This is a genomic window from Ruegeria sp. EL01 (assembly GCF_900313035.1).
Taxonomy (GTDB): Bacteria; Pseudomonadota; Alphaproteobacteria; order Rhodobacterales; family Rhodobacteraceae; genus Ruegeria.
In genome coordinates this window covers 180,419-200,935 of sequence record NZ_OMPS01000045.1, presented here as the reverse complement: position 1 = coordinate 200,935, position 20,517 = coordinate 180,419, and the positions used below count along the sequence as shown (strand labels likewise).

At 54.7% G+C, this 20,517-nt stretch carries 19 protein-coding genes; 5 read left to right on the top strand and 14 right to left on the bottom strand.

From position 1 onward, the window contains the following. The 7 genes from D9K61_RS20425 to D9K61_RS20395 all read right to left on the bottom strand — a co-directional run. On the bottom strand, window positions 1–262 hold a 262-nt coding region (locus tag D9K61_RS20425; RefSeq protein WP_254055834.1), incomplete at its 3' end, for a thiamine pyrophosphate-binding protein. Between the two features lie 39 nt (window positions 263–301). Beyond that, entirely contained in the window at window positions 302–1,705 is a 1,404-nt protein-coding gene (locus D9K61_RS20420; RefSeq protein ID WP_120635037.1) for an FAD-binding oxidoreductase, read from the bottom strand. 34 nt (window positions 1,706–1,739) lie between these two features. Next, entirely contained in the window at window positions 1,740–2,126 is a 387-nt protein-coding gene (locus D9K61_RS20415) for a nuclear transport factor 2 family protein (protein WP_120635036.1), read from the bottom strand. A gap of 21 nt (window positions 2,127–2,147) precedes the next feature. Continuing rightward, on the bottom strand, window positions 2,148–2,651 hold the full coding sequence (locus tag D9K61_RS20410) for a universal stress protein (RefSeq protein ID WP_120635035.1): 504 nt from the start codon (window positions 2,649–2,651) through the stop codon (window positions 2,148–2,150). Between the two features lie 31 nt (window positions 2,652–2,682). Then, window positions 2,683–4,023 (bottom strand): TRAP transporter large permease, encoded by a 1,341-nt coding sequence (locus tag D9K61_RS20405; protein WP_120635034.1) that lies wholly within the window; start codon window positions 4,021–4,023, stop codon window positions 2,683–2,685. Continuing rightward, window positions 4,023–4,583 carry a TRAP transporter small permease gene (locus D9K61_RS20400; RefSeq protein ID WP_120635033.1) on the bottom strand — a complete coding sequence of 187 codons (561 nt, stop codon included), beginning with the start codon at window positions 4,581–4,583 and terminating at the stop codon, window positions 4,023–4,025. Before D9K61_RS20400 ends, D9K61_RS20405 begins: the two co-directional genes overlap by 1 nt. 67 nt (window positions 4,584–4,650) lie before the next feature. Further along, window positions 4,651–5,667: a TRAP transporter substrate-binding protein gene (locus D9K61_RS20395; protein WP_120635032.1), complete on the bottom strand. Its 1,017-nt coding sequence runs from the start codon at window positions 5,665–5,667 to the stop codon at window positions 4,651–4,653. Window positions 5,668–5,822: 155 nt separating this feature from the next. On the opposite strand from D9K61_RS20395, the gene D9K61_RS20390 reads away from it, so the two are divergent. After that, window positions 5,823–6,779: a LysR family transcriptional regulator gene (locus tag D9K61_RS20390; protein ID WP_120635031.1), complete on the top strand. Its 957-nt coding sequence runs from the start codon at window positions 5,823–5,825 to the stop codon at window positions 6,777–6,779. Window positions 6,780–6,884: 105 nt separating this feature from the next. Here D9K61_RS20390 and D9K61_RS20385 read toward each other — a convergent pair whose 3' ends face one another. The 5 genes from D9K61_RS20385 to D9K61_RS20365 all read right to left on the bottom strand — a co-directional run bounded on the left by D9K61_RS20385 (window position 6,885) and on the right by D9K61_RS20365 (window position 13,819). Next, on the bottom strand, window positions 6,885–9,677 hold the full coding sequence (locus tag D9K61_RS20385) for a bifunctional aconitate hydratase 2/2-methylisocitrate dehydratase (RefSeq protein WP_120635030.1): 2,793 nt from the start codon (window positions 9,675–9,677) through the stop codon (window positions 6,885–6,887). Between the two features lie 126 nt (window positions 9,678–9,803). Continuing rightward, on the bottom strand, window positions 9,804–11,336 hold the full coding sequence (locus D9K61_RS20380; protein ID WP_120635029.1) for an alkaline phosphatase family protein: 1,533 nt from the start codon (window positions 11,334–11,336) through the stop codon (window positions 9,804–9,806). A 71-nt stretch (window positions 11,337–11,407) separates the two neighbouring features. Next, a complete protein-coding gene (locus D9K61_RS20375) occupies window positions 11,408–13,243 on the bottom strand; it encodes a carbamoyltransferase (RefSeq protein ID WP_120635028.1) in 1,836 nt (611 codons plus the stop codon). A gap of 4 nt (window positions 13,244–13,247) precedes the next feature. Next, complete coding sequence (locus D9K61_RS20370; RefSeq protein WP_120635027.1) at window positions 13,248–13,397, bottom strand: DUF5989 family protein; 150 nt, start codon at window positions 13,395–13,397, stop codon at window positions 13,248–13,250. Window positions 13,398–13,414: 17 nt separating this feature from the next. Continuing rightward, window positions 13,415–13,819, bottom strand: coding sequence for an SxtJ family membrane protein (locus D9K61_RS20365; RefSeq protein ID WP_120635026.1), 405 nt, complete (start codon window positions 13,817–13,819; stop codon window positions 13,415–13,417). Window positions 13,820–14,026: 207 nt separating this feature from the next. Between D9K61_RS20365 and D9K61_RS20360 the strand changes: the two genes are divergently transcribed. The 4 genes from D9K61_RS20360 to D9K61_RS20345 are packed head-to-tail and all read left to right on the top strand — an operon-like array spanning window position 14,027 to window position 17,943. Continuing rightward, window positions 14,027–15,151, top strand: a complete 1,125-nt coding sequence (locus tag D9K61_RS20360) for an MlaE family lipid ABC transporter permease subunit (RefSeq protein ID WP_120635025.1) — start codon at window positions 14,027–14,029, stop codon at window positions 15,149–15,151. 1 nt (window position 15,152) lies between these two features. Further along, window positions 15,153–15,968, top strand: a complete 816-nt coding sequence (locus tag D9K61_RS20355) for an ABC transporter ATP-binding protein (protein WP_120635024.1) — start codon at window positions 15,153–15,155, stop codon at window positions 15,966–15,968. Between the two features lie 5 nt (window positions 15,969–15,973). Beyond that, on the top strand, window positions 15,974–17,290 hold the full coding sequence (locus tag D9K61_RS20350) for an MlaD family protein (RefSeq protein ID WP_120635023.1): 1,317 nt from the start codon (window positions 15,974–15,976) through the stop codon (window positions 17,288–17,290). Next, window positions 17,287–17,943, top strand: a complete 657-nt coding sequence (locus tag D9K61_RS20345; protein ID WP_120635022.1) for an ABC-type transport auxiliary lipoprotein family protein — start codon at window positions 17,287–17,289, stop codon at window positions 17,941–17,943. The genes D9K61_RS20350 and D9K61_RS20345 overlap by 4 nt, the downstream gene beginning before the upstream one ends. Window positions 17,944–17,985: 42 nt before the next feature. Here the strand turns inward: D9K61_RS20345 and D9K61_RS20340 are convergent, their stop codons facing one another. After that, window positions 17,986–19,968: a VWA domain-containing protein gene (locus D9K61_RS20340; protein WP_120635021.1), complete on the bottom strand. Its 1,983-nt coding sequence runs from the start codon at window positions 19,966–19,968 to the stop codon at window positions 17,986–17,988. After that, on the bottom strand, window positions 19,965–20,504 hold the full coding sequence (locus tag D9K61_RS20335) for an RNA polymerase sigma factor (protein WP_120635020.1): 540 nt from the start codon (window positions 20,502–20,504) through the stop codon (window positions 19,965–19,967). The genes D9K61_RS20340 and D9K61_RS20335 overlap by 4 nt, the downstream gene beginning before the upstream one ends. Between the last annotated feature and the right edge of the window lie 13 nt (window positions 20,505–20,517).

The following is a 20,517-nucleotide window of genomic DNA, read 5'->3' as shown; positions in this document are numbered from 1 at the left end:
ACGCGGTCTTTACCGCAGTGACAAAGTTGGTGATGCCCGGGCCGTTCTGCGCAATCATCATCGACATCTTGCCGGTCGCTCGGGTGTAGCCATCCGCCATCATCCCAGCGCTGCCTTCATGCGCACAGTCCCAGAACATGATCCCAGCCTGCGGAAACAAATCAGAGATCGGCATCATCGCCGAACCAATGATCCCAAACGCATGCTCAATCCCGTGCATCTGCAAAACCTTAACAAAGGCCTCTTCCGTCGTCATCTTCATAAGGGTGTTTCCTTTTTCGGTCGCTTAAGCGTTATTGAATTACAAAATTTCGTCTTGGAGGTAGTAGCCGACGTAGGCCATCCTCTGGCCGAGCCTGCGGAATGGGGTCAGGAATCCGTGACTTGGCAAGGGTGAAGTAAAGATTGGCAGCTCGAACGCTTTGTCTTTCTTCCCGGCCACAAGCTGTGCCATGCGACGCCCGGCCTGGGCCGAATACATCACGCCGTTTCCGCCATATCCCATTGCGTAGAACACGCTCTGATCCGGGTCTGGTTGGAAGATACGCGGCATCATATCATGGCTGACATCGACCCAACCCCACCAAGAGTAGTCAAGGTTGATGTCCTCCAAAGCCGGGAACTTCCGCGCCAGACCTTTCTTGAGAAGGGTTAGGTGCTTGTCATTTTCCGCATCTCGTCCCGTCACAGCACTGCGGCTGCCGATCTGCATCCGGTTGTCGGGCAACAGGCGGTAGTAGTGGCGCAATGTACGTGTATCGGTCAGCGGGGATTTGGTCTGAATGCCACATTCAACCAACTCGGATTGGGTCAACGGACGCGTCACCAACGAGTTTGACAGGATGGGCATGAGGCGATGCTTTGTCCGGTTGTTAAGCCCTGGTGGGGTGTAACCAGCCGTCGCCAGGGCAACAGATTTTGCACGCACAGTACCACCGGGTGTGCGAACATGATGCACTCCGTCTTTGGTCTGCCATCCCATGACCGGGCTGCCGGTGTAGATTTTCACTCCCAGCCGTCGGGCCATATTTACATAACCAAAAGCAAGCTTTCCGGCGTGAATGCAGGTTCCATCGGGTTCCCACATCGCACCAACAGCTTCCATGTCGCGCACATGGCTTTCGTGCAGCTCTTCCCGCGAGATCATGCGTGAGCCATAGCCAAACACATCGTTTAGCAGTTTGCTCTCTTTCTTCAGCGACGGCATGACCTTGTCGCGGTGCGCAATGTAATAGTGCCCGCCCGGTTGCGGATCGCAGTCAATGTCATCTGAGGCAATCAGGTCGTTAAACAGCTCAAACGCCTCGGTGACCTCAGCATGCATTCCCTTGGCGACATCGACGCCCCAGCGCTGAATCCATTGTGACCGTTTGAGCCGCCCGGACGAGATCTGAGCCTGCCCACCATTGCGGGTGGAACAGCCCCAGGCCACTGTGTTTGCCTCAAGAACAACGGCTTTTATGCCGTGTTCCTTGGCAAGGTGAATGGCGGTGGACAGGCCCGTATACCCCGAGCCCACCACAACAACATCTGCATCCATGTCACTGGATACGGGGCCATCATCAACTGGCGGGGTTCCCGCCGTACCAATCCAATAGGTCGGTGCATGATCACGGTTGTGACCGGGACCCGCATCCATGATGGGATCGTATTTAGGGTCGTAACTGGCCTTGGGCCAGTGACGTGGGATGTTGTCGTCCACCATTCTTCTTGTTCTCCGTAGCGCGCGGTCGAGTAGCCTAGGCTTTGAACATCGGGCGTGTTTTGCGAAGCGCTTGCTTCACTACGATTTTGCCGTCACGCAGAGTGAACAAATCTGCGCCTTCGGCCTCGACCCGCATGCCGCTGGCGTCGGTGCCCGAAAAGGTCCATTCCGACACTGCCCGGTCACCATGTACAAAATGGCTGTGATGATCCCAGTGCGCGTCCTTCATCCCGGCCCAGACACCTGAAAACGCGGCGGCGATGGCTTCTGCACCATCAACCTTATTGCCGTACTTCTCATCACCGGCGACGGTGTAGAAAACACAATCATCAGCAAAGTGGGTCATCACACCGTCAATATCGTGACGGTTGAACGCGTCGAACGTGTCTGACAGGTCCTGCGCAGTGAGGGTATTGGTCATTGTCTTGTCTTTCGTGATTTTTCAGGTGGGTTTTTCGTCGTCTCGGTATGGAACGACGAGTGTGGGGATATCCGCGCGGCGCAACACACGCTTGGCGACAGTGCCGAGGAACGTGTGCGAGAACCCGTGGTCATGGGCGCCCAAAACAATCAGGTTGCATTTCAACTCATGTGCGCGCCGCAGGATCACTTCGGCGGGGTATCCGTCAATGATTTCGATCGTTTCGATCTGATCCTGGATACCGCGATCAGCTTCGGGCAAAGCGGCCCAGAACGCCTTTTGCCGCTCGGTCAGCACCGCCTTAACGTGGTCATGGCGCGCTTTTAAGGCTTCGGTACGCGAGCCTGTATCCTGCATGAACATGCGTAGGGTAATCAACGCGTCGTCACTGAGGGGCTCGGAGACATGCAAAACATGCAGCTTTGCCCCTGTTGACGCGGCCAGGCTGGCCGCGTGCATTAAGGCGTAGGTGGAATTCCGCGACAGATCAGTCGCGAAAAGGATCTGCGTAATTGTTGGTTTCATGGTTTCAGTTCCCTTTTCCGTTCGATCGCGCCTAGTAACCGAACACGCGCGGCAGCCAGAGCGAGATTTCGGGGAAGAACGCGATGATGAAGATCGCAACCGTATTGATGAAGGCAAACGGCAAGGCGCGTAACGAGATCTCTTCGATCGAGATCTTCGATATCCCCGACGCGATGAACAGGTTTTCACCCAGCGGCGGTGTCTGGAAGCCGATGCCCAACGTACAGACCATGACCACGCCAAAGTGGATCGGATCAATGCCCACGCTGTAGGCCACGGGCAGCATCACCGGAACCAGGATCAGGATCGTTGCAAGCGTCTCCATAAACATGCCGACAAACAGCAGGAACAGGATCACAAGTGTCCAGATCACATAGATGTTGTCAGTAAAAGACAACATACCCTGTGCGATCACGGCCGGTACCTGGTTTTCAACCAGTAGCCGCCCGAACACCGTTGCGGTGAACATGATCAGCAGAACCCGACCGGTCAGCCAGGTGGTGGTTTCCAATGCACCGAACAGGCTACTCCACGACAGCTCACGATAGATGAACGCACCCACGATCAACGTGTAGAAGATCGCGACAATGGCCGCTTCGGTCGGAGTGAAAAAGCCCGAGTAGATGCCGCCCAGGATCACCACCGGTGCCATCAGCGCCCAGAAGCCGCGATACACCTCACACCACATATGGCGCGCTGACCAGCCTTCGGTACTGCCAGTGTAGTTGTTCTTTTTTGCAAGGATGTAGTTCATCAGCAGCAAACTGCCTGCGATCAGGAAGGCGGGCATAAATCCAGCGATGAACAGTTTCGGGATCGAAACGGTCTGGAACTGGCCGAACTCTTCTACTGCTTCAGGCGGGGGCGGCATGCCCAATGCGGCGATGCCGAAAATGATCAGCGGGATCGACGGCGGGATAACGATACCCAGGCCACCTGACGAGGCGGTGATGGCCGACGCGAAACCCTTTGAATAGCCGCGATCAATCATAGCCGGGATCATCAACATACCAACCGCGGCGGTCGTCGCCGGACCAGAGCCCGAGATAGCGCCAAAGAACAGACACGCCATAACGGTTGCAGCCGACATGCCGCCGGTGAAGGGACCAGCAAAGCTTTCGGCGACATTGATAAGCCGTCGCGACAGCCCCGATGCCTCCATCAGCGCACCCGCCAGAATGAAAGCGGGCAGCGCCATCAGCGGGAAGGACCCGACCGAAGTAAAGGCAATCTGCACGAATTTGATCGGGTTTTCACCCAAATAAAGGAAGGTGATCAGAGTCGAGACGCCAAGCGCCACCGTGATCGGAGCACCGATGAACAGCAGAAACAGGAATCCGCCAAACAGCAGTGGGATAATTTCAGTGCCCATTACTTTTCTCCCTCAGAACTGGAAGTGCCATGGCTTTCGGCTTCTGCTTTGACAGCATCGAGATCGATCGAATCCGGATCGACCATCTCTTCATCCAGCACGAGTTTTCGGTAGTTCACTTGGATCACCCGGATGGTCATCAAGGTGAAGGCGATGGGTAGCACGATATAAACCCAGCTAAGGTGGAACCCGAGGGTCTGCGACGACTGGAACTTGTTCATCTTGTTGAAGATGAAGTCGATCGCCAGATAGACGAAAACGACATTGAAGAAGATCCAGAAGAGATCCGCGAAGGCTTCGATGTATTTGATCGCGCGGGGCGACAGGAACTTGAACTGAAACGTCACCCGGTTATGGGCACCCATCTTTGCGGCATAGCTGGCACCAAAGAAGACAAACCAAACGAACATGTAGATCGACAGTTCTTCGACCCAAGAAAACGAGAATGCAAACAGCGTTCTCACGATGACCTGAAGAAACAACAGACAAACGAACATCGCCAGCAATGTGCGGCAGATATAGCTTTCGATGTTGTCCACAAATCCCCAAAATTTCGACATCTGACCCTCCCTTATTTGTAGGGGGCACCATCAAGTGCCCCCATTTCATTGACCTTTTGGTCCTTGTTTATTGCGAAACCGGATCGCGGCCGATTTCGGCCAGAACAGCGTTGAGTTTTTCAACACCGCCGATGCTTTCATAGAACTTCGGCCACACGGCGGTGGTTGCCAGTTCGATGAATTCGGCTTCGTCGTTCTCCGGGTCGCTGATCTCCATGCCCTTTTCGATCAAAAGTGCTTTGATTTCAGCTTCCTTTTCGCGCAGGAAGTCAGCCGATGCCTGCGTTGCTGCCTTGCCAGCCTCGAGGATAATCGCTTGATCCTCGGCGGACAGTTCCTGGAACACCTGCTCGGAAATGATGAGCGGCTCGATCGAGAAAATGTAACGAATATTGGTCACATATTTCTGAACTTCGTAGAACTTCATCGCATTGATGGTGGTGTAGGGGTTATCCTGCCCGTCGACCACTTTGGTCTGTAGACCAGCAAAGGTTTCCGACCACGCCATCGGCGTCGGGCTGATGCCCCATGACTTGTAGGTGTCGATCATGATCTCGTTTTTGGGAACGCGGATCACGAGGCCTTCCAGATCGGCAACCGACTTGACCGGCTTTTTCGAGTTGGTGAGAACGCGGAAACCTGTATAGGTCCAGGCGATGATACGAACACCGGCGTCATTGATGGTGTTCTCAGTCAGTTCCTGACCAATTGGGCCTTGGGTCAGTTTCTCGGCATCCTCAAGGCTGAGGATCACGTAAGGCAGGGTGAACACGCCTACGGTCGGCGAGAACGGAGTGATGTTGTTGATCGCAAGCAGCGACATATCAAGCGTGCCAATGGCCGCGTCGTTGACGGTATCTTGCTCGGATCCGAGCTGACCGTTCAGGAAAAGAGTTGCCGTATGATTGCCACCCGATAACTCTTCGAGGGCGGCTTTAAAGCCTAGTCCCGTTGCCTCTTGGCTGGAACCTCCGCTGTCGCCAACCGCGATTTTAAAGTTCTTCGCGTCAGCCGCGCCGGCAACCATAAGCGCCGCCACGGATACCGCAGCGGTAAAGGCGCCAACCTTCTTGATGAATGACATGGATTTCCTCCCATTTGTCAGATTTTGAGGTGCGCGCCGACCTTGGGGAGATGTGGCCAGTCCGATTCTGCCTCAGCAGATCAACACTAGCTTGCATAAAATGTTTCTTAGTTGTTAATCTTTGCGTAATAGGTTTCATAGATGTCGAACTTAAAATGAATCACGATACGCTTGCCACGCGAATAGGCGATACGGACATCCGATTGCTTAGGATTTTCAAGACCGTCGTTGAAAGCGGCGGGCTGACGGCGGCCGAGATCGAACTGAACATTGGTAAGTCGACTATTTCAAAGCATATATCGGACCTCGAGCTGCGCTTGAAGCTGAAGCTTTGCAATCGCGGTCCGGCCGGGTTTTCTCTGACCGAAGACGGAGAGCAGGTACTGGCTGCAGCAGAAGAGCTGTTGATCGCAGTATCGCATTTCAGAACCGAAGTTAACGAGATAAAAGAACAACTTGCAGGGACAATCCGCGTTTCACTGTTCGATCAATGCGCCTCGAATCCCGAGGCTCAGCTTGCCTCGGCGATCCACAATTTCAATGAGGCGGCACCCGCAGTTCAGATTGAACTGTCACTGGAGCCCCCAAACGTGATCGAAAAAATGGTCATCTCGGGCCAGTTGGATTTGGGTATCATTGCGCTGCACCGACCGTCGACCAGCCTGAATTATGTTCCGCTTTATGGTGAGGATATGTTCCTCTATTGCGGTGCAGATCACCCATTGTTTGCAACCTCGGACGCCCATCTCCGCACCGGTGACCTGCGCAGATACAACTATGCCGGGGTAAGCGTGAATTCGCCAAATCTGATCGTTGGCCAACAACTTGGGTTCAAGCGCGCAGCAAAAGTTCAGAACGAACAAGCCTTGGCGATCCTTATCCTGTCGGGCCGTTACATCGGATTTTTACCAGACCATTTGGCGCAAGGGTTTGTCGACAGGGGCCTTATGAGGAAAATACTACCGGAAGAGACTCAATACCGCACAAGGTTTGCTGCGGCGACACGAAAACAACCTGCCCCAACCCGTGTCACCAAGCTGTTTCTTGAAGCGTTGAAGAGCGCGCATTCGCAACAAGAGCCAACTGTCCTTTCAGGCCTGGCGAGAGGCTGATTGAAACCGATTTTCTTTGAACGGTCTCTGAGACGCAAATGCCGGGGTAAGGGTTCGCCCGGTTTCAACGAATACCGGGCAAGCCTTTTGACCTCAGGTGCTGCGTTAGAAATGCACTGACTTCGCAGCAGAGGGTTTTTCCATGGGCGGTGCGAACTTTGTCAGATCGATGCCTTCCACGGCTGATTTGTATTCTTCGATTTTTGGGGTCCGACCAAGGATCGCAGACAGCACCACAACCGGCGTAGAAGCCAGCAGGGATTCGCCCTTCTTTTCCTTTGAATCCTCGACAACGCGCCCTTGGAACAGACGTGTGGACGTCGCCAGAACTGTGTCGCCCTTGGCGGCTTTTTCCTGGTTGCCCATGCACAGGTTACAGCCAGGGCGTTCGAGATACAGAATATTCTCGTATTCGGTACGGGCAGCGCCTTTGGGGAACAAATCATCAAATTCGAAGCCTGAGTATTTTTGCAAAATACCCCAGTCGCCCTCTTCTTTCAGCTCATCGACGATGTTGTACGTCGGCGCAGCGACAACCAGTGGTGCTTTGAATTCGACTTTGCCGTTCTTCTTTTCCAGGTTTTTGAGCATCTGAGACACAATGACCAAGTCGCCCTTGTGGACCATACAAGATCCCACAAAACCCAGATCGACCTTTTTCTCGCCCTGATAATAAGACACCGGGCGGATGGTGTCGTGCGTGTATCGTTTGGACACATCCGCGTTGTTCACATCCGGATCTGCGATCATAGGTTCATCGATCTCGTCGAGATCTACGACCAACTCGGCAAAATACTTGGCGTTATCGTCCGGCGTCAAAGCCGGTTTCTCACCAGATTGGATCTCAGCGATCCGCGTGTTTGCCTTGTCAATCAATCCCTGAAGCGTGCCTGCGGCGTTGTCCATCCCCTTGTCGATCATGATCTGAATGCGGTCTTTCGCGATCCCGAGGGACTCAATCAGAGTTTCGTCCTGAGAAATACAGATTGAGGCTTTGGCCTTCATCTCTGCGGTCCAATCGGTGAACGTAAACGCCTGGTCTGCCAGCAAAGTACCGATGTGAACCTCGATGATCCGGCCCTGAAAAACGTTGTCGCCGAATTTGCGCAGCATTTGCGCCTGCGTTGCATGAACCACGTCGCGGAAATCCATGTGGTCGGCCATTTGACCCTTGAAGGTCACTTTGACGGATTCAGGGATTGGCATGGTGGCTTCGCCCGTTGCCAATGCCAGAGCGACAGTTCCCGAATCCGCACCAAATGCCACGCCTTTGGACATGCGCGTATGGGAGTCACCGCCAATGATGATAGCCCAGTCATCCACCGTGATGTCATTCAGAACCTTGTGAATCACATCCGTCATCGCGTGGTATTCGCCCTTGGGATCCCGCGCTGTGATCAGACCGAATTTGTTCATGAACGACATCAGCTTGGGGATGTTCGCCTGCGCCTTGGAATCCCAAACCGAAGCCGTGTGACACCCGGATTGATAGGCGCCATCAACGATTGGGGAAATCACCGTCGCGGCCATGGACTCCAGTTCTTGTGACGTCATAAGACCCGTCGTGTCCTGCGATCCGACGATATTGGCGCTGACCCGAACATCAGATCCGGCGTGTAGAACCTTACCGCCAGTAACGCCAACAGCGTTCTTGTTGAAAATCTTCTCAACAGCCGTCAGGCCCTGCCCTTCATGCGAGATTTCCCTGGATTGAGCAAAGGCGGACTTCAGTTCGATACCCAGGCTCTCAGCTGCAAAGGCCTGAAGCTTTTTGCCAAAGACAATTGCATAGGACCCGCCCGCCTTAATGAATTCGACCTTTTGCGCGGACAATGACGCGGACACGTCAACCAACTCTTCGTCGCCCGCCGCGTTACACAGTGTTTTGTCTTTTGTATTGATAGTCAGAACCGTGCCGGTTTCGACTGAATACGTCTGTTCCAGAATTGGGTTGCCGTCATTATTCAAGATCGGATTACCGTCGGCATCCACTTTCTTGACCCAGTTTTTGAGGTCAATGCCGATCCCGCCGGTCACACCAACAGTCGTCAGGAAAATTGGTGAGATACCGTTCGTTCCCGCGACAATCGGAGCAATGTTGACGAATGGCACGTAAGGGCTGGCCTGTTTACCGGTCCATAGTGCCACGTTGTTCACGCCAGACATACGCGAAGACCCAACGCCCATCGTGCCCTTCTCGGCAATCAACATGACGCGCTTGTCCGGGTGTTGCTTTTGCAGCTCCTGGATTTCAGCCTGAGCTTCGGGCGAAATCATACATTTGCCATGCAACTCACGGTCTGATCGTGAATGCGCCTGATTGCCGGGCGATAGTAAGTCGGTCGAGATATCACCCTCGGCGGCCACGTAAGTGACGACCTTGATCTCATCTTCGATCTCAGGAAGTTTGGTGAAGAACTCGGCCTGCGCATAGCTTTCCAGAATGCTCTTGGCAATCTGGTTCCCGGCCTCAAATGCCGCCCTGAGCCGGCCAGTGTCCGCGTCATACAGAAAGACCTGAGTTTTCAGAACGCCTGCGGCCTGTTCTGCAATCGAAGTGTCATCACCCAATGCCAGATCAAGAAGGACTTCGACCGAAGGGCCTCCTTTCATATGTGATAACAGCTCGAACGCGAAGGGCTGGGAAATCTCTTCTACCAGGGCTTCGCCAAGAATGATCTCTTTGAGAAACCTTGCCTTTTCCCCTGCTGCGCTGGTTGTGCCGGGCAAGGTATTGTAGATGAAGTCGTTCAAGCACTCAGCCCGATGCATGTACCCGGCATCTCTGATTTGACCAATGATCTCCTGCGTCAACGCGCCATCTTCGATGGGCTTGGGGTTGAGCCCCTGTTCTTTGCGGGTTTTGATCTCGTTCAGGTATTCTGTGTAAAGGCTCATGGCTACTTCCGGCGAATTTGATTGGGCACCAGGCGGGTAAACGCCCGGCGAATAGAATTGTATGCGGCGGTATACTAAATGGAAATAGGTTGCAAGATCGGTATTGGTGTGATGACACCAAAGTGCCTAGTACCGCGTCTGAGATTTTGGACCATCGGTTGTGATTGAATGCAGCGACAACGTATGATCCGTGTTGCGCATCCGATGTCTTAGCATCTGCCGTCCAAGCCGGGCGAGGTCGGCGGCAAATTCGGGGTTTGCCGCTACATTCTCGAACTCTCCGCGACCCTGATGATCAAACAGGATTGGTGGAAGGTCGGCGGCAAACTCCACCAGCGTAAATCGCTCATCCCGCAAGATGGACAGGCAAGATTCGCTGTTGCTGGTCCCCAGCTGCTGTTGCCATTGCGTCGGATTTTCGGGTTCTGAGAAATCGAGCTCGCTGAACGAGTAGCTGCGCCAATCCTCAGGCATGTCGCCTTGCAATAAAGGTAGCAAAGACCGGCCATCCATTGCATTGGGTGCTTGTTGGCCAACCCAATCAAGAATTGTTGGCGTCACATCAATCGACTCGGTTGGGACGGTGACCGTTGAACCAGACCGCGCTTGATTGCCCGGATCACGGATGATCAAGGGCGTATGATATGCAGCGTCATAGGCCGTCATTTTGCCCCAGCTATGACGATCCCCCAGCATCTCTCCATGATCAGCGGTAATGACTACTAGCGTGTCATCGTATTGACCGCTCTGTTTCAGATATTCAACCACACGACCGATGTGGTGATCGACCTCTGTCGCCAGACCCAGATAGATGGCCCGCAATGTACAGATGTTTTCGTCCGTCGGCGCAACCTCATCAAACCCGTGCACAAAACCCTTTGCGGTGTAGGCGTCGATCGTTGGTCCAAAGAACGGATGCAATTCCTTTTCGTCAGCAGCCGCAGCAAGGCGTTGTGGCACCGGAATTCCCGCCGGATCGTACATATCGTTGTACGGTGCCGGGGCCACCAGCGGCGGATGCGGGCGAATATAGGTTAGATGAGCAAACCAGTTCTTGCCCCGATGCGGTGCGATACCATCCAGAAACGCATCGGTCAGAAAAGCCGTATCGCTATCCTCTGCCCGATACAGCGCAGGGTCATTCAGCTTTGGTTCCTGGCCATCCCGTGAAACGGGTTTGTAAACATCCCAGTAGGATTCAAATTCATAGCCTTTCTTCATCAGATGTGACTGCCAGGGAAAAGACTCCTCAAGGCGCATTTCAACAACCTCAAGAAATCCATCCATGCACTGCTCATAGGATTTCAGTATCGGATCATTTGGATCATGCACCCGAGGATCTGCAGATGTGTCTGTATAGCCAAACAGCATGGGCAGATATCCCGCCTTGCGCACTTCGGTCGCGAGGTTCGGAGTGTCGTGTCGCAGCGGCGTTCCGTTGCGCACCGACCGATGATTCATCGCGTATTGGCCGGTCAAAAGCGACACACGTGATGGGCCGCAAGGATTGGTGACCGAGTAGTGGCGCGTAAACGTTACCGCGTCGTCCATAAAAGCCCGCAGGTTGGGCAAATCTACGTGCTCGGCCAACGCTCCGGACAGGCAATCGGCCCGGAGCTGGTCGATGATAATGAACAAGACGTTTCCAGCCTGACCCATGCCACGGACCCCTATTCCGTACCCTCTTTCAGATACGGACTTTGTCGTGGTTCAATCGGTCATGCAACTGGTTAGTCCAGCTCGTATTTGGTCTCGTAGTTTTCCCTAAGGGCCGGGTCCTGTTCTTCCTTGCGCAGCAAGCAATTCCCGATGGACAGCACTTCGATGTCTGTGCCCATGAAACAACGGAACGCATCGGTGGGCGTGCACACGATCGGTTCACCACGTACGTTAAACGAGGTGTTGACCACCAGTGAACAGCCGGTCAGATCCTTAAACTTTGAGATCAGCGCGTGATAAGCCGGATTGGTTTCTTTGTGCACGGTCTGGATACGGGCGGAATAGTCGACATGGGTCACAGCCGGAATGTCGGACCGCTTCACATTTAGCTTGTCGATGCCAAACAATGCGTTTTCCTCATCCGTCATCTTGCGCCGAATGCGGTCCTGAACATCGGCAACGATCAGCATGTAGGGGCTATCCCCATCCAGTTCGAACCATTCGGATGCATCTTCGCTTAGAACAGATGGTGCGAATGGCCTGAAACTCTCGCGGTATTTGACCTTGAGGTTGAGCGTCTTTTGCATCGACTCGGATCTTGGATCGCCCAGGATTGAGCGGGCACCCAATGCACGTGGACCAAACTCCATACGCCCCTGAAACCAGCCAACCGCTTTGCCATCCGCCAACGCCTGTGCGGTTTGATCGACCAGCTCTCCGTTCGCATAGGTGGTGAATTTTGCGCCGGCTTGTGCCAATTCCTTGGCAATTGCATCATCCTCATACACAGGGCCAAGGTAAGATCCCTGCATCTGATCGCCAGAAGGAACCTCACGCGGTTTCTGCATCTCTTGATGCCAGGCGGCATAGGCCGCCCCTAATGCACCACCGGCATCGCCGGCGGCAGGTTGCACCCAAATATTGTCAAAGGCACCGTCCCGGAGGATTTTGCCGTTGGCAACGCAGTTCAAGGCCACACCACCCGCCATACACAGATTGCGTATACCATGCTCGCGCGCCAGATCACGGGTGATGCGCAGCATGATTTCCTCGGTCACGGCCTGCACCGACGCCGCTATATCCATGTGGAATTGCGCCAACTGTTCCGTTTCGGGCTTGCGCACCGGATGGCCAAACAGATCTTCCAACGCTTTGTTGGTCATCGTCAGACCGGCGGTGTAGTTGAAATACTTCTGGTTCAGGCGGAACGAGCCGTCCTCTTTCAAGTCCACCAGGTGTTCAAGGATCAGATCTTTGTATTGCGGCACCCCATAAGGGGCCAGACCCATGACCTTGTATTCACCGGAATTGACCTTGAAGCCCGTGTAATAGGTGAACGCCGAATAGAGCAGACCCAGAGAATGCGGGAAGTGCAGTTCCTTGACCATCGTAAGGTCATTGCCGCGGCCGATACCAACCGTTGTCGTCGCCCATTCCCCAACGCCGTCCACAGTCAGCACGATCGCCTCTTCAAACGGAGAGGGGTAGAACGCGCTGGCCGCATGGCTGACGTGGTGTTCTGTGAACAGAATTTTCTCGACCGAGAAATCCGGGTCGATTCTACGCAGCTGTTTGTTCAGCAGGTCCTTGAGAAATAGCTTCTCTCGCAACCAGACCGGCATCGCCATTCGGAACGAATTAAAACCGCGCGGCGCGACCGCAATATAGGTTTCGATCAGGCGTTCGAACTTCAGAAACGGTTTGTCGTAAAAGACAACATTGTCCACATCGGCAAGGGTAACCCCTGATTCGGCCAACACATATTCGATGGCCTTTTCAGGGAAACCCGGGTCGTGTTTGCGACGGGTAAAGCGTTCTTCCTGGGCGGCGGCAATGATCTTACCGTCGCACAGCAAAGCTGCTGCGCTGTCATGATACAGCGCTGATATGCCTAAAATATACGTCATAGGATCAGAACAGCGTATAGATGAACGGAGCGATTGCCGAACCTTGGCTAAGTACAATCAGACCGCCAAACAGACCCAACACAATCAGGATGGGCAACAGCCAAAACTTTTTTCTGACCCTCATAAATGACCAGAGCTCGGAAACGAATGTCACGCCTGGTTCTCCCTTCTTTAAAACTGCTGTTTCATGCTGCCGGGCTGATCCGTGCGATCAACCCAATAGCTTTTTGCTGAACTGTCTAATTTCTCAGACAAAAGATCTTTGCCAAACAGGCGTACAAAGACGCCAAACGGCACAAATGTGGTTATGAAAACAAGGAACATCACAACAGGCGCAACGATAGCGCCCAGCAACATCCCAAACTTGAACCAAAGCCGATTGGGCTTGGTCAGCGTTTTCGGGGCAAAAAAGGTCAAAGCCAGAATGATGGCAGCAATGACCAGCGGAATCCAACGCACTGTACCACCGCCCCAAAGCGGCCACAGGGCAATGATCAGGAAGACTGCAGTAAAGACGAACCCAAAGCCCCGCTCGGACCCGATTTCGACATCAACATTTGCTTGATGGTCAGACATGAAACACAACCGAATAACAAAAATACAATAACAGGGACAAAGATAACATCGCCACCCGGTGACACAAGTGAATAGATCACAGAGTGTACTGGAAAATCGATAATTCTTGTCGCCCGGTGTCGCACGAACGCCATTCTGAGCACTCAATTCCCGATTGGGTGCCACAAAGCCGTTGCAGCCCTTGTGCGTTTCACTTCACATGTTGCCATGACGCCGCCTAAGATAACATCCGAGCGAAACAGCGACGGCACGTTGGTGCGTATTGCCGGTGAGATGCTGACGCAATCGCTGGAAACCGTTGAAAACGACTTTGCCGCGATCCACCCGTCGGATGGCCCGGTCACACTTGATTTGACAGACGTTGATGCTCTCGACACTGGCGGCGCATGGTTGGTCGCGGATCTGGCAGGGCGCTTCACGTCCAATGGCGCGACACTTCAGTTCAAGGGGGTCCTGCCAGCCCATGCGGCACTGATCGATACGGTGTCCCACAATATCCCCAGTGATCCCGGCAAGCTAGCCAAACCACGTGGCTTTACAGACTGGGTCGCACACATTGGACAAGGTACTTACGGGACGTGGCAGGACACTCTGTCCATATTGGGGTTCCTCGGGCTAACACTCGACCGGCTGGTGCGTACGCTTCTGCGACCTTGGCGCCTGCGTCGCGCCGCTTTGGTCACGCACATGGAAGAAACCGGGTTTAAGGCCCTGCCCATCGTCGCGCTCATGGGGTTTCTGATCGGGGTCGTTCTGGCCTTTCAGGGCGCGACCCAGCTGAAACAATTCGGTGCGGAAATTTTTGTGGTCGAGCTGATCTCGATCTCTATTCTGCGCGAACTGGGTATTTTGCTGACGGCAATCATCGTTGCAGGTCGGTCCGGCTCGGCCTTCACGGCCTCGATCGGTTCAATGAAGGTGCAGGAAGAGATTGATGCCATGCGCACATTGGGGCTGGACCCGATCGAAGTGCTGGTCATCCCCCGAGTGCTTGCGCTTTTGATCATGCTGCCCATCCTCGGATTTGTCGCGGACATGGCCGGACTTTTTGGCGGTGCATTGATGAGCTGGATTGATCTGGGCGTCAGCCCCGGAATGTTCGTAACTCGTCTGAAGGAAAACACCGACGTGTGGCAACTGGCTGTCGGTCTGATCAAGGCGCCGTTTTTTGCACTGGTCATAGGGGTCATCGCGTGCTGGCAGGCTATGCAGGTCAAAGGCTCGTCCCAAAGCGTTGGTCAGCGCACGACGGCTTCGGTTGTCCAATCCATCTTTATGGTGATCGCAATCGACGCAATGTTCTCGATTTTCTTCTCGCAGATCGGGGTCTGATATGGATGGCACGGTTCAACAGCAAAACACGCAGGCGGGCGCACAACGTGATGCCGTCATCCGCGTGCGCGGCCTGCGAAATCAGTTTGGCCCGCAAGTGGTGCATGACGATCTAAACCTCGATGTTTGGCGCGGCGAGGTTCTGGGTATTGTCGGCGGTTCGGGCACAGGTAAATCCGTTCTGCTTCGCACGATCGTAGGGCTGAACAGACCTGCGGCGGGCAGTATCGAGGTTTTGGGCGTAGACGTTCTGAACGGCCCAGAAGAAGATCGCCGAAGGATCGAACGGCATTGGGGCGTCGCTTTTCAGGACGGTGCGTTGTTCTCTTCATTGACAGTTTTGCAAAATGTCATGGCTCCGCTGCGCGAACATACCGGCATCAGCGAAAGCCTGATGGAGGCGCTTGGGGCGCTCAAAATCAGCCTCGTTGGCTTGCCACAATTAAGCTGTGGCAAGTTTCCGTCCGAACTGTCGGGCGGCATGCGTAAACGTGCCGCTTTGGCGCGCGCGCTGGCTTTGGACCCGGAAATTGTGTTTTTGGACGAACCTACGGCCGGCTTGGACCCGATTGGCGCCGCCGCCTATGATGACCTGATTGGCGAATTGCAGCAGGCGCTTGGACTGACGGTTTTCATGGTCACCCATGATCTGGACAGTCTGTACGCCATCTGTGACCGTATCGCGGTGCTTGCAGAAAAACGCGTGCTGGTCGAAGGTCCGATAGAAGACATGACCAAGGTCGACCATCCTTGGGTGAAAGAGTACTTCACAGGCCCCCGTGCCCGCGCGGCACAACAGAAGGGGCAGGACAGGTAGAGGCGATGGAAACCCGAGCAAACTACATCCTGATCGGAGCGTTCACCCTTGCGGGGATTCTGGGCGCGTTCGGCTTTTTCCTATGGCTCGCCAAATTCGAGGTCACCCGCCAATACGCTTATTATGATGTGCTGTTCGGCAATGTCTCGGGTTTGTCTGCGGCAGGCGGCGTCAACTACAACGGCCTGCCGGTGGGGCAGGTGATATCGCTGAATCTGGATAAAGACGACCCGTCTAAGGTACGGGTACGGATCGAAGTAGATGCCGATATCCCCGTCACCTCAGAGACAATTGCACAGTTACAGTCGCTGGGCGTTACCGGCGTTGGCTACGTCGAGCTTACAGGAGGATCAGCAACCGCCGAGCGATTGGCGCAGAACAGCGTGATCAAAAGCAAACGCAGCACGATTCAGTCCCTGTTTGAAGGTGCACCAAAGGTTCTGGACGAGGCAGTGACTTTGCTGGACAGCCTCAACAAGGTGGTTGATGACAAGAACCGCGAAGCTGTCAGCAGTATTCTGGACAACCTGTCCTCAGCCACAGGTAAACTGGACAAAACGCTGACCAGCTTTGAATCCGTGGCCAATGACGTTGGCCAGGTCGCAAAGGACATTGGAGAGTTCTCAAAACGTTTGGATCCGTTGATCGACACAGCCGAAACAACGCTAAAGACCGGCACAGATACCCTAAAGTCCGTCAAAACCGCATCGGATTCAGCCAAGCTGGCCCTGGATGAAGCCAAGACGACCCTGGCGACGGCTGACTCCGTTTTGAAAGAAGATATCCGGCCCTTTATCGAGCATGGTTCGCAGCTGGCTGAACGCCTGACGCGTCTGTCCGACGAAGGTAGTGTAACGCTTGAGGTTGTTACCGAAACCGTGCTGAACGCAAACAAGACGCTGGGGTCGATCACCTCGGCGATGGACACGGCGAAAAGCACGCTTACATCAGCCGAACGCGCATTCGACTCGGCAAACCGAGTGATGGATGAAGACGTGGCTCCGGTTGCGGAAGATATCCGTAAGGCGGCAAATCAGGTCACGGAGACCGTGTCGAACATCACGGAAAAGATCGACAAGATTTCAGACGACGTTCTCAGTGCATCAAATTCCGCGTCGGAATTGTTGGGAACAATCGACGGCATCGTCCAGACAAACCGCCGACAGGTTTCGGACTTCCTGCGTGTGGGGCTACCGCAATTCGTTCGGTTCGTCGAAGAATCCCAGCGGCTGGTCATCAGCCTCGATCGGTTGGTAGACAAGGTCGAACGTGACCCGGCACGTTTCCTTCTGGGCACCCAAGCATCGGAGTTTCGTCAATGATTAGGCCTTTCGTTCTGACCCTGATGATAGCGGCGCTTGGCGGCTGCGCTGGCTTGGGAACATTGCAGCAAGCAGCCAAGCCAAACGATCTTTATCTGTTGACGCCCAAAAGTACCTTTTCGTCGTCGCTGCCGAAGATACAAAAGCAGATTGTGGTTCAGGAACCAACTGCGACGGCGGCAGTGAATACAGATCAAATCGCAGTTCAGCCAACCCCGCTGCAGGTACAATACCTGCCGCGTGCCCGCTGGGTCGACCGTGCTCCGCTAATCGTTCAGGCGTTGATGGTCGAAAGCTATGAAAACTCTGGCAAGGTGGCAGCGGTCGGCCGCTCGACTGTTGGGCTGCGCGCGGACTATGTCATCGTACCCGACCTGCGCGAGTTTCAAGGCGTTGTGGTTTCCGAAACCGAAGACACAAAAACCGTGCGTGTTGAAGTGCGGATGAACATCAAGATCGTCGACGAGTTCGAAGACAAAATCATCGCATCCAGTTCGTTTCAGGAAAACGTGGTTTCGGCCAGTGACCAGACACCAGATCTGGTCAAGGCATTTGATGCTGCGTTGGGAGGAACCATGCGGGATGCCGTGGAATGGAGCGTTCGCAAGATCAACTCGCATGCCGCCAGTAACCCACGACCATCCATAAACTGAGAGTGCGCCGGCGGGTCACAGCACTGCGACCCGCCCCTTAGTTTAACGCGATAGAGCCTCGGCCAAACGCATCAGTGTGACGGCCTCGATTCTGTATCCAAACGGATCTTCGCCCTTGGCCGTATTCGCCAGTGCTATTGCGTCGTCGTACGACCAGTCACCCAGATAGGGGCCCCCGCGCAGCAGTTGACCAAACCCGGCAATCGCATAAGAAAACCTTACGTCGTCATCCGCTGGGGCCTGACCAGGCAAAATTGGCTGCTCGATCAATTGGCTTTCGCTTGCACCAGGTGTCTTGTAACGCAATTTGAAAAATCCGATCTCGTCTGAGCCTTCCGGTTTCGGATCCGAGGCATATCGCAATGGGGTATTGCGAATGGCGTCTGATCCTACAGGAGTGACCTCATAAACAGCGGTCACGCTGTGGCCTGCGCCAATATCACCCGCATCGACCTTATCGTTCGAGAAATCCTCACGCCGGAGGGCGCGGGTTTCATACCCGATCAAACGGTACTCGGCGATCTGTGCCGGGTTGAATTCCACCTGAATCTTTACGTCATTGGCAATTGGGAACAACGCACCTGTCAATTGGTCCACCAAAACCTTGCGCGCCTCATTAAGCGTGTCGACATAAGCCGCCTGCCCGTTTCCGTTTTGGGCCAGCGCCTGCATCGTCGCGTCATCCAGGTTGCCTCGGCCAAAGCCCAGAACGCTCAGGAATGTGCCGCTGTCGCGTTTGTCTGCGATGAAGTCCTTCAACGCGTCCGGATCAGACAGGCCAACGTTGAAATCCCCGTCCGTGGCAAGGATCACGCGCGTTACATCGCCTTCCTCTGCCATACCTTCCGCCACCTGATAAGCTTGCTGCAGCCCCGCCTGCCCGGCGGTCGACCCGCCAGCCTCCAGCTGCTCCAATGCGTTCAGGATCTTCGTGCGATCAGACGCTGCTGTTGGTTCCAAAACCTGCCCGGCGCTGCCCGCGTAGGTTACGATAGACACCTGATCCTCGGGTCGCAGTTCGGACAACAAAAGCCGGAAGGATTGTTTGAGCAACGGCAGTTTGTTGGCGTCCTGCATAGACCCAGACGTATCGATCAGGAACACAAGGTTCAGTGGTGGGCGATCCTCAATCTCGGGCAATGCGCCCTGAATACCTATATGGACAAGCTGTGTGCCGTCGTTCCACGGTGTCGGAGACACAGTGATTGTCGAACGGAACGGCGCGCCGTCATCGGGGGCGGGATAGGTGTATGGGAAATAGTTCACCATCTCTTCCACCCGCACCGCGTCCTTGGGCGGCATGTGACCGTTCATCAGCGAAGACCTGACAATCGAGTAAGATGCAGTATCAACGTCAATCGAGAAGGTCGAGACCGGCTCGTCAGCAGTGACTTTCAGCGAGTTTGTATCAGCGTTTGCATAGGCCTCAGTGTTTTGATCCGGAACCAAACCGGGTAGCGACCGAAGATCCGCAGCGTCCGCCGACTCATAAAGCGCGCTGCTGCCAATACCGGCAGTCTGGCCATTTTGAACCTCGGGCACCGCAGCACTCAACTTCTGTTGTCTCGGCGATGGTGCCAAAGCCGGCTTTGTTTCGGTCACCAGCGGAGTTTCGGCAATCGACTCTTCTATGCTTTCGCCAAGCAGGTCAGCCGACATATCGGCTTCATCATCCGTCTTTGAAGTTTCCGGTTTTGGCAGCGCGACCCGACTTTCAGTCCAAGTGGTTGGATCAACCACATAGTCCCGGGTCTGCGGCACGATCATGACCAAAGCCACGGCGGCGATTGCAGTGGTTGCGGTCAACACGCCGCGATGTGAGAGGGTATTCAACATGGATTTCGCTCCTTCTGTCAGGCGGGCTATCAGGCCTCGCTTAACAGTGGGACGCATCCCGGCACGCGATCCTTGGGCGCGCGCGAAATTTTCCTGTGCCAGTTCCAGATTTTCAGCACGGCGACGGGCATCGGGTGCAGGCGTCGCTGCATCCATCAGAGCTTTCAGATCGTCAAATTCGTTAGTCATTGCGCCAGCTCCTCTTGTCGCATGGCTCGTAAGCGTTTGCGTATCTCGGACATCCGCCATGACACCGTTCCTTCGGAGATGCCCAGAATGTCGGCCGCGTCCGCATGGGTCATTTCTTCGTCCAATGTCAGGGCCAACGTATCTTGCAATTCGTCAGGCAAGGACCGCATTGCATGGTGTAACCAGTCCATTGCCTCGGTCGTTTCGGCTGCCTCTGCCCGACGTAGGCGTTCGACGTCCCCCCACCCGGCGGCGGCACGGTCATGGCTGGCATGGCGGCGGCGGACGTCTTCTGCGGCGTTGACGACGACGCGATAAAGCCAGGTGGTGAATTTCGCCTGAGCTCGGAATCCGGCGATTTTAACCGGGAGTGCCGCGCAAATGTCCTGCGTCAGATCCTCGGCCCGCTCCGCACGCCCGGTCAATCGAAACGCCAGGCGGAACACGCGATCATAGTGGCGCGCTAGAAGCGTGGCAAACGCGTCCGCGTCGCCGCCAGAGGCCGCCAAGGCCAGATCTTCATCCGAAGTTTTCATACGCATCACGTTT

Coding starts and splice junctions, on each gene's coding strand:
- D9K61_RS20390 (WP_120635031.1), top strand. CDS start 5,823: ATGAATCACGATACGCTTGCCACGCGAATAGGCGATACGGACATCCGA.
- D9K61_RS20360 (WP_120635025.1), top strand. CDS start 14,027: ATGACGCCGCCTAAGATAACATCCGAGCGAAACAGCGACGGCACGTTG.
- D9K61_RS20340 (WP_120635021.1), bottom strand. CDS start 19,968: ATGACTAACGAATTTGACGATCTGAAAGCTCTGATGGATGCAGCGACG.
- D9K61_RS20385 (WP_120635030.1), bottom strand. CDS start 9,677: ATGAGCCTTTACACAGAATACCTGAACGAGATCAAAACCCGCAAAGAA.
- D9K61_RS20415 (WP_120635036.1), bottom strand. CDS start 2,126: ATGACCAATACCCTCACTGCGCAGGACCTGTCAGACACGTTCGACGCG.
- D9K61_RS20355 (WP_120635024.1), top strand. CDS start 15,153: ATGGATGGCACGGTTCAACAGCAAAACACGCAGGCGGGCGCACAACGT.
- D9K61_RS20410 (WP_120635035.1), bottom strand. CDS start 2,651: ATGAAACCAACAATTACGCAGATCCTTTTCGCGACTGATCTGTCGCGG.
- D9K61_RS20350 (WP_120635023.1), top strand. CDS start 15,974: ATGGAAACCCGAGCAAACTACATCCTGATCGGAGCGTTCACCCTTGCG.
- D9K61_RS20380 (WP_120635029.1), bottom strand. CDS start 11,336: ATGGGTCAGGCTGGAAACGTCTTGTTCATTATCATCGACCAGCTCCGG.
- D9K61_RS20365 (WP_120635026.1), bottom strand. CDS start 13,819: ATGTCTGACCATCAAGCAAATGTTGATGTCGAAATCGGGTCCGAGCGG.
- D9K61_RS20405 (WP_120635034.1), bottom strand. CDS start 4,023: ATGGGCACTGAAATTATCCCACTGCTGTTTGGCGGATTCCTGTTTCTG.
- D9K61_RS20375 (WP_120635028.1), bottom strand. CDS start 13,243: ATGACGTATATTTTAGGCATATCAGCGCTGTATCATGACAGCGCAGCA.
- D9K61_RS20420 (WP_120635037.1), bottom strand. CDS start 1,705: ATGGTGGACGACAACATCCCACGTCACTGGCCCAAGGCCAGTTACGAC.
- D9K61_RS20345 (WP_120635022.1), top strand. CDS start 17,287: ATGATTAGGCCTTTCGTTCTGACCCTGATGATAGCGGCGCTTGGCGGC.
- D9K61_RS20395 (WP_120635032.1), bottom strand. CDS start 5,667: ATGTCATTCATCAAGAAGGTTGGCGCCTTTACCGCTGCGGTATCCGTG.
- D9K61_RS20335 (WP_120635020.1), bottom strand. CDS start 20,504: ATGAAAACTTCGGATGAAGATCTGGCCTTGGCGGCCTCTGGCGGCGAC.
- D9K61_RS20400 (WP_120635033.1), bottom strand. CDS start 4,583: ATGTCGAAATTTTGGGGATTTGTGGACAACATCGAAAGCTATATCTGC.